This window comes from Nonomuraea endophytica (assembly GCF_014203235.1).
In the GTDB taxonomy this organism is placed as follows: Bacteria; Actinomycetota; Actinomycetes; order Streptosporangiales; family Streptosporangiaceae; genus Nonomuraea; species Nonomuraea endophytica.
The window spans coordinates 48,653-55,146 of sequence record NZ_JACHIN010000002.1 but is presented as its reverse complement, the minus strand read 5'-3'; the positions used below and the strand labels follow the sequence as shown (position 1 = coordinate 55,146).

8 protein-coding genes are annotated in these 6,494 nt (G+C 71.7%); 6 read left to right on the top strand and 2 right to left on the bottom strand.

The genetic code is table 11. The annotated features are described in order from the left end of the window. From HNR40_RS08315 to HNR40_RS08300, 4 genes are all read left to right on the top strand, one after another. The coding region (locus HNR40_RS08315; protein ID WP_184959634.1) for a CoA transferase subunit A at positions 1–838 on the top strand (838 nt) is incomplete at its 5' end. Further along, entirely contained in the window at positions 835–1,632 is a 798-nt protein-coding gene (locus HNR40_RS08310) for a CoA-transferase subunit beta (protein WP_221340170.1), read from the top strand. The genes HNR40_RS08315 and HNR40_RS08310, both read left to right, overlap by 4 nt. Further along, positions 1,629–2,447, top strand: a complete 819-nt coding sequence (locus tag HNR40_RS08305) for a citrate/2-methylcitrate synthase (RefSeq protein ID WP_221340169.1) — start codon at positions 1,629–1,631, stop codon at positions 2,445–2,447. Before HNR40_RS08310 ends, HNR40_RS08305 begins: the two co-directional genes overlap by 4 nt. 124 nt (positions 2,448–2,571) lie before the next feature. Beyond that, positions 2,572–3,177, top strand: a complete 606-nt coding sequence (locus HNR40_RS08300) for a hypothetical protein (protein WP_184959630.1) — start codon at positions 2,572–2,574, stop codon at positions 3,175–3,177. A gap of 6 nt (positions 3,178–3,183) precedes the next feature. Here the strand turns inward: HNR40_RS08300 and HNR40_RS08295 are convergent, their stop codons facing one another. Continuing rightward, entirely contained in the window at positions 3,184–3,684 is a 501-nt protein-coding gene (locus HNR40_RS08295; protein ID WP_184959628.1) for a GNAT family N-acetyltransferase, read from the bottom strand. 46 nt (positions 3,685–3,730) lie between these two features. Between HNR40_RS08295 and HNR40_RS08290 the strand changes: the two genes are divergently transcribed. Further along, on the top strand, positions 3,731–4,876 hold the full coding sequence (locus tag HNR40_RS08290; RefSeq protein WP_184959626.1) for a pyridoxal phosphate-dependent aminotransferase: 1,146 nt from the start codon (positions 3,731–3,733) through the stop codon (positions 4,874–4,876). Here HNR40_RS08290 and HNR40_RS08285 read toward each other — a convergent pair. Next, positions 4,873–5,793, bottom strand: a complete 921-nt coding sequence (locus HNR40_RS08285; protein ID WP_184959624.1) for a zinc-binding dehydrogenase — start codon at positions 5,791–5,793, stop codon at positions 4,873–4,875. The genes HNR40_RS08290 and HNR40_RS08285 overlap by 4 nt on opposite strands. 90 nt (positions 5,794–5,883) lie before the next feature. Here HNR40_RS08285 and HNR40_RS08280 point away from each other — a divergent pair, with 90 nt between their 5' ends. After that, positions 5,884–6,492 carry a TetR/AcrR family transcriptional regulator gene (locus HNR40_RS08280; RefSeq protein ID WP_184959622.1) on the top strand — a complete coding sequence of 203 codons (609 nt, stop codon included), beginning with the start codon at positions 5,884–5,886 and terminating at the stop codon, positions 6,490–6,492. The last annotated feature ends 2 nt before the right edge of the window (positions 6,493–6,494 follow it).

Genomic DNA, 6,494 nt, shown 5'->3' with positions numbered 1-6,494 from the left:
TGTCGGGATGGGCGGCCAGAACATCAACCGGTGTCCGATGGCGCTGGTCCACGAGGTGATCAGGCAGGGGATCGGCGGGCTCACCGTGGTGGGCTGCAACCTGTCGCTGCCGCTGGACATGCTGGTCGCGTCCGGGCTGGTCGCCCGGACCGAGCAGGGCACGGGCAACCTTGAGCGGTACGGCACGCTGTTCGCCTGGCGCAGAGCGGTGGAGCGGGGCGAGGTGTCGGTCGGCGACCACTCCCACCTGGCCATGGCCACGCGGTTCGCGGCGGGGGCGCTCGGCCTGCCGTTCCTGCCGACGCGCAGCCTGCTCGGGACGGATCTGCTGGAGGACCTGGTGACCTCCGGGGTGGCGGTCGAGTCGGCGGATCCGTGGACGAACAGGCCCGTGGTGCTGCTTAAGGCGTTGACGCCGGACGTGGCGGTGATTCACGCCAACCGCGCCGATACTTCCGGAAATATCGTGATTGAGGGGGTTACGTCGCATGAAGTGGACATGGTCCGGGCGGCCCGCGTCACCATCGTCTCGGCCGAGCAGGTGCTGCCCGCCGGCGCCTTCGCCGACCGGCCCGAGCAGGTGACCATCCCCGAGGCCTATGTCACCGCCGTCGTCGAGCAGCCCTTCGGCGCCTTCCCGACCTCGGTGTACCGGGCTTACGACTTCGCCGAGCCGGAGATCAAGGAGTACCAGGCGCTGGGCCGTACCGGGGACGAGGAACTGCGCGCCTGGATCGCGGCGAACCTCGGCGGCAGCTTCGACGACTACCTCAAGAACCGCGACGCGTCCGGCGCCCTGCGCGACGGCCTCGTGGAGCAGATGCGGAGACTGGTGTGAGCGACCTGACCTTGGGCGGCGTCACCGGCGCGGCGCTGCCGCGCGAACTGCTCGTGGTCGAGGGCGCCCGGCAGATCCGCGACGGCGACCTGGTCATCGTGGGCACCGGGCTGCCGTTGCTGGCCGCCACGCTGGCGCAGAAGACGCACGCCCCCGAGGCCAAGCTGGTCATCGAGTCGGGGGTGGTGTTCCCGAAGGTGGTGCCCACGCCGGTCTCGGTCGTGGACCCGAGGCTGATGCGCGGCGCCGCCCGGCACGGCTCGCTGTTCGAGGCCCTCGGCGGGCTCGTGCAGCGGGGGCTGGTCAGGACCGGGTTCCTGGGCGGCGCGCAGGTGGACGAGTACGCGAACATCAACTCCACCTGGGTCCCGAGGCCGGACGGCTCGCAGGTGCGGCTGCCGGGCAGCGGTGGGGCGAACGACATCGCCAGCCATTGCTCGCAGGTCGTCATCCTGACAAATCATGAAAAGCGGCGGTTCCCCGCCCGGTGTGACTACATCACCAGCCCGGGATTCCTGGGCGGGCCGGGGGAGCGTGCCAAGGCCGGGCTCGGCCCCCTGCGCGTCAAGGTCGTCACCGATCTGTGCGTGATGGAGGCCGAGGACTCCGCCCTCACCGTCACGGCGCTGATGCCGGGCGCGACGGCGGACGCCGTACTGGAGCACACCGGTTTTATCCCGAAATTTCGTGAATCGCTGGACCTTGTGGTCCCGCCGGACCCCGAGGAGATCCGCCTCCTTCGCGAGGAGATCGACCCGGCATGTGTGTACTTCCCAGAGAGGAAACCCCGTTGACCGACAAGAAGCCTTTCGCCTGGGAAACGGCGATCGCCTGGAAGAACAAGGACCGCATCGTCGTACGCGGCTACGACGTCAACGAGCTGACCGGCAACATCTCCTTCGCCGAGCACTTCCACCTGGTGCTGAAGGGTGAGCTGCCCACGCCCGAGGTCGGCAGGATGACCGACGCGATCATGGTGAACATGGCCGAGCACGCCATGTCGCCCTCCTCGGCCACGGTCCGCTTCGCCACCAGCGGCGGCGCCGAGCTCAACTCCGCCGTGGCCGCCGGCGTCGCCGGCATCGGCCGCCTGCACGGCACCGCCGACCGCCCGGCCGAGCTGTTCCTGAAGGTCGCCGCGAGAGCCGAGGCCGAGGGCATCGCCGACACCGAGGCCGCCGCGAAGGTCGTCGCCGAGATGCGCGCGGTCAAGGAGCGCATGCCCGGATTCCACCACGCCCAGCACATCCGCGACCCGCGCACGGTCCGCCTGATGGAGCTGTCGGACAAACTCGGCGTCACCGGCCGGTACGTCACGATCGCCCGCGCGATGGAGGACGCCACCGAGGCGGTCTTCGGCCGCCGGATCTGGATCAACGGCCCCGGCGCCATGGGCTGCATCGGCCTCGACATGGGCTACGAGCCGGCGCAGCTGAAGGCGTTGTTCATCGTGTGCAGGTCGCTGTCGCTGTGCGCGCACTCGATCGAGGAGATGACCAGGGAGAAGGGCTGGCGCGCCTCGTCGAACTCGCACATGGTCCAGCCGCTGGACCTGTCGATGCAGGGTCCGGACAACTACGACGGTCCGTCCGACCGCACGCTCGGCTAACCAGCGGTGACGCCTGGGACCAGTGGTGTCCATTAGCGGACAAAGGGCATTCTGGTGCTCCCGGTAGGCGATAGCGTGATCGCTTCGGGGTCGGGGGGCTTCGCGCTCAGGCCTGGAGGCACGCATGGCGGTGAGGTCTCCCGTGTCCGCGGTGATCTCGACGATGATCGCGTTCGGACTCGGGACGGTGAGCGGGTGCGGCCACGCCGACCGGCCGGGCGCCCGCGTCCCCGAGACCGCCGCCCTGTCCTTCCTGCCGCAGGTCGCGGTGCCCGACCTCGTGGGACGGCAGCTCGCGGTGGTCCAGCGTGAGGTGCAGGGCCTCGGTCTGGTCCTCGCGCCGAAGGGAGTCTCGCCGCTGTCGGTCTGCCGCCCGGACGAGGTCTGCCGCATCTTCGCGGTACGGCCCGCCCCCGGCACCAAACTCGCCTGGGGCGCCAAGGTCGAGGTCTCGTTCCTGACCTCCGCCGAGTCCCGTTTCTACCGCCAGCACCCGCGCATGCCGCGCGTCGTCGGCCGGAGCGGCGCCTGGGCGGCGATCGTGTTCCAGCCGGTCATGGGCCTGGTGGACGTGGCGACCCAGCCGGAGCGCGGCCTGCCGCGCGGCACCGACCGGGTGCTGCTGCAGTCGCCCCAGCCGGGCACGCCGCTGGTGATCGGCCAGCCGGTCAAGTTCATCGTGGGCGAGAACCGGGGCGGCAGGCCGTGCGGCGTGCGCTGGTGGTGCTGACGTCGATCAACTGGGCCGGCGATCACTGCCGTAGAGGTGCACTCGCCGGCCTCCGTAGTCGAGGTCGCGCAGGTGGCGGTGGCCGATGCGCTCGGCGACCGAGATCGAGCGGGTGTTTCCGGGCAGGATCACCGAGATCACCTGCTCCGCGCCGAGTTCGGTGAAGCAGTAGTTCAGGGCGGCGCCGGCCGCCTCGGTGGCGTACCCCTTGCCCCAGTGGTCGCGGGCCAGGCACCAGCCGACGCCCAGGCCGGGGAAGCCGTGCGGCTGCCAGGGTCCCGCCCGGCCGACGAAGCTGCCGCTCGACTTCTCCACCAGCGCCCAGTGCGAGTAGCCGCGAATCTCCCGATGGCCGATGAACGTGGCCAGGCTGCGCCAGGCGTCCGCCGGTGAGGTGCCGACGCTCTCGGCGAGCCCGCCGGCCACGTCGGGGTCGGCGAGCATGGCGGCGTAGGCGTCGAAGTCGGATCCGGTCAGCGGGCGCATGATCAGCCGTTCGGTTTCCATGATCCCAGTATTGACAGCCGAGCCGCGCGGAGAGACCGTGTTCCATATGCGGAACAACTCCCGCTTTGCCCATGTCCAGACCTTCGACATCGACCGGGTGGCCGCGGCCGCCGGAGCCGACCCCGACGTGCTGCGCATGGAGAACCTCGACACCGACGTGCCACCGCCGCCCAACGCCGTCACCGCGACCGCGCAGGCGCTGGCCACCGGCCAGGGCAACAGCTGGCTGCCCTTCAACGGCCTGCCCGTGCTGCGCGAGGCCATCGCCGCCGACCTGCGCGAGCGCACCGGCCACGACTACGACCCCGCCCGCCAGATCGTGGTGACCTCCAGCGGCACCGCCGCGGTCATGCCCGTCCTGCTCGCCACCACCGAGCCGGGCCAGCGCGTGGTGCTCACCGACCCGACCTACGCCGGCCTCCTGCAGCGTGTACGGCTGGCCGACGCGCGGCCGTACCTGGTGCCGCTGCGCGTGGACGGCGGCATGTGGCGCCTGGACCGCGACGCGCTCGCCCAGGTCACCGAGGCGGCGGCGATCATCATGATGAGCCCGTCGATGCCCGCCGGCGTCGTCCTCACCCACGAGGACTGGACCGCCGTGGCCGAGGCGTGCGAACGCCTGGACGCCTACCTGATCTACGACGCCGCCATGGAGCGCATCGTCTTCGACGGCCACCCGAGGATCAACCCGTGCCGGGTGGACGGCCTGGCCGCGCGGACGATCGTCATCGGCTCGGTGTCGAAGGAGTACCGGATGATCGGCTGGCGGATCGGCTGGGTGGCCGGACCCGCCGACATCCTGTCCCGCGTACTGACCGCGGTCACCTACAACACCACGGTGGCCAGCGGCTTCGCCCAGATCGGCGCGGCCGTCGCGCTCAGCGAGCCCAGCGGGGTGGCCGAGGCGGTCGCCGAGTACCAGGCCAGGCACGAGGCCGTGGTCCGCCAGCTCGACGGGCTCCCGCTGGTCAGGGCGGCGGGCGGCTGGGCGTGCCTGGTGGACGCCGAGGAACTCGGCATCGGCGCCAGGGAGCTGTCCGACCGCCTGCTGTCACACGGCAGGATCGCCGCCACCCCGATGACCGCCTGGGGCGAGGAGGTCGCCCGGCGGTATGTCCGGCTGGTGTACAGCAACGAGCCGGTCAAGCGCCTCAACGAACTGCGCGACCGCTTCACCGCAGCCCTCCCCTAACCCGACCGGGGGAGCAGCAGCGTCTTGCCGGTGACCGTCCTGGCCTCCATGGCGGCGTGCGCGTCGGCCGCGCGCGCCAGCGGCAGCCGCTGACCGATGACCGGCCGCAGCCGTCCCGCCGCGGCCTCGGCCATCGCCAGCCCGGCCAGCTCACGCAGGTCAGTCGTGGGAAACGCGACGGCGGTGACGCGCGCGTCGGGGACGGTCATGGGCCCGCCCGCCATCCCGTAGGCGCTGATCCGGCCGCCGTCGCGCAGCAGCGCCTGCGCCGCCGCGCCGATCTCGCCGCCGACGCCGTCGAAGACGACGTCCAGCCCATCCGGTACGGCCGCGCGCACCCGCTCGGTCCAGCCCGGATCGGTGTAGTCGACGCTCAGCTCGGCCCCGAGCTCCTCCGCCAGTGCTCGCTTACCCGCGCTGCTCGCCGCGCCGATCACCCGGGCCCCCGCCGCCGCGGCCAGCTGCACCAGCAGGCTGCCCACTCCACCGCCGGCCGCCTCGACCAGCACCCACTCGCCGGGCCGGGGCGCGGCGGCGGTGAACAACCCCATGGCCGTCCTGCCGTCGGCCAGCAGCGCCACCGCCTCCTCGGCCGACAGCCCATCCGGAACCGGGATCACCTGCTCGGCCGGAGCCACGGCCAGTTCGGCGTAGCCGCCTGTACCACCCAGCGTCGTCACCACGCGGCGCCCGGCCAGCTCTCCGGTCAGCGCGCGCCCGGCCACGCCGTTGCCCAGCACCGCGGGCAGCTCGACCCGGCGCGGCCCCCGGTCGGCGCGCACCTGCGTCTCCACGAACGTCACCCCGGCCGCCGCCACCTCGACCAGCACCTCGCCGGGTCCCGGCACCGGATCGGGAACCTCCTCCTCGGTCAGCCGGTCCGGCCCGCCGTACTCACGCAGGACGATCGCCTTCATCGCACACCTCACCTCAATAGCGGAGCGCAACGCTCCGGAAGGAAAGCTATAACGGAGCGCAGCGCTCCGCAAGCCGCTATCCTGATCCCCATGAGAGGCAGGCAGGCCGAAGCCCGGCGAAATGACCTCAAGCTCCTCGAAGCCGCCATGGAGGTCTTCACCACCCAGGGCTTCGACGCGCCCGTCTCGGCCATCGCCAAGCGGGCCGGCGTCGGCATGGGCAGCCTCTATCGGCGCTACCGCACCAAGGAGGAGCTCCTGCAGCGGCTCGCGGTGATCTCCATGGAGCGCGCGGCGGGCGCGGCCGAGGAGGGGCTGCGCGAGCAGGACCCCTGGCTGGGCCTGGCCGGATACATCCGGGCCTGCGTGGACTTCGGCTCGGGCAGCCTGGCGCCGGTGGCCGGGACGATCGTGGTCACCGAGGAGATGTGGCAGGTCAGCGAGCGGGCCGACGCCGCCATCGGCGAGCTCATCGGCCGGGCCCGCACCTCCGGCGCGCTGCGGGCCGACGTCACCGACCTGGACATCGCGCTGCTCATCGAGCAGTTCAACCGGCCCGTCGCCGGTGTGCCGCACCTCAGGGACCGGCTGCTCGCCATCGCCCTCGACGGGCTGCGCGCCCCCGAGACGACACCGCTGCCCGGCCCCGCGCCAGATCGTCAATGGTATGAATCCCGATGGGGTGAACGGCTACCGTAAGA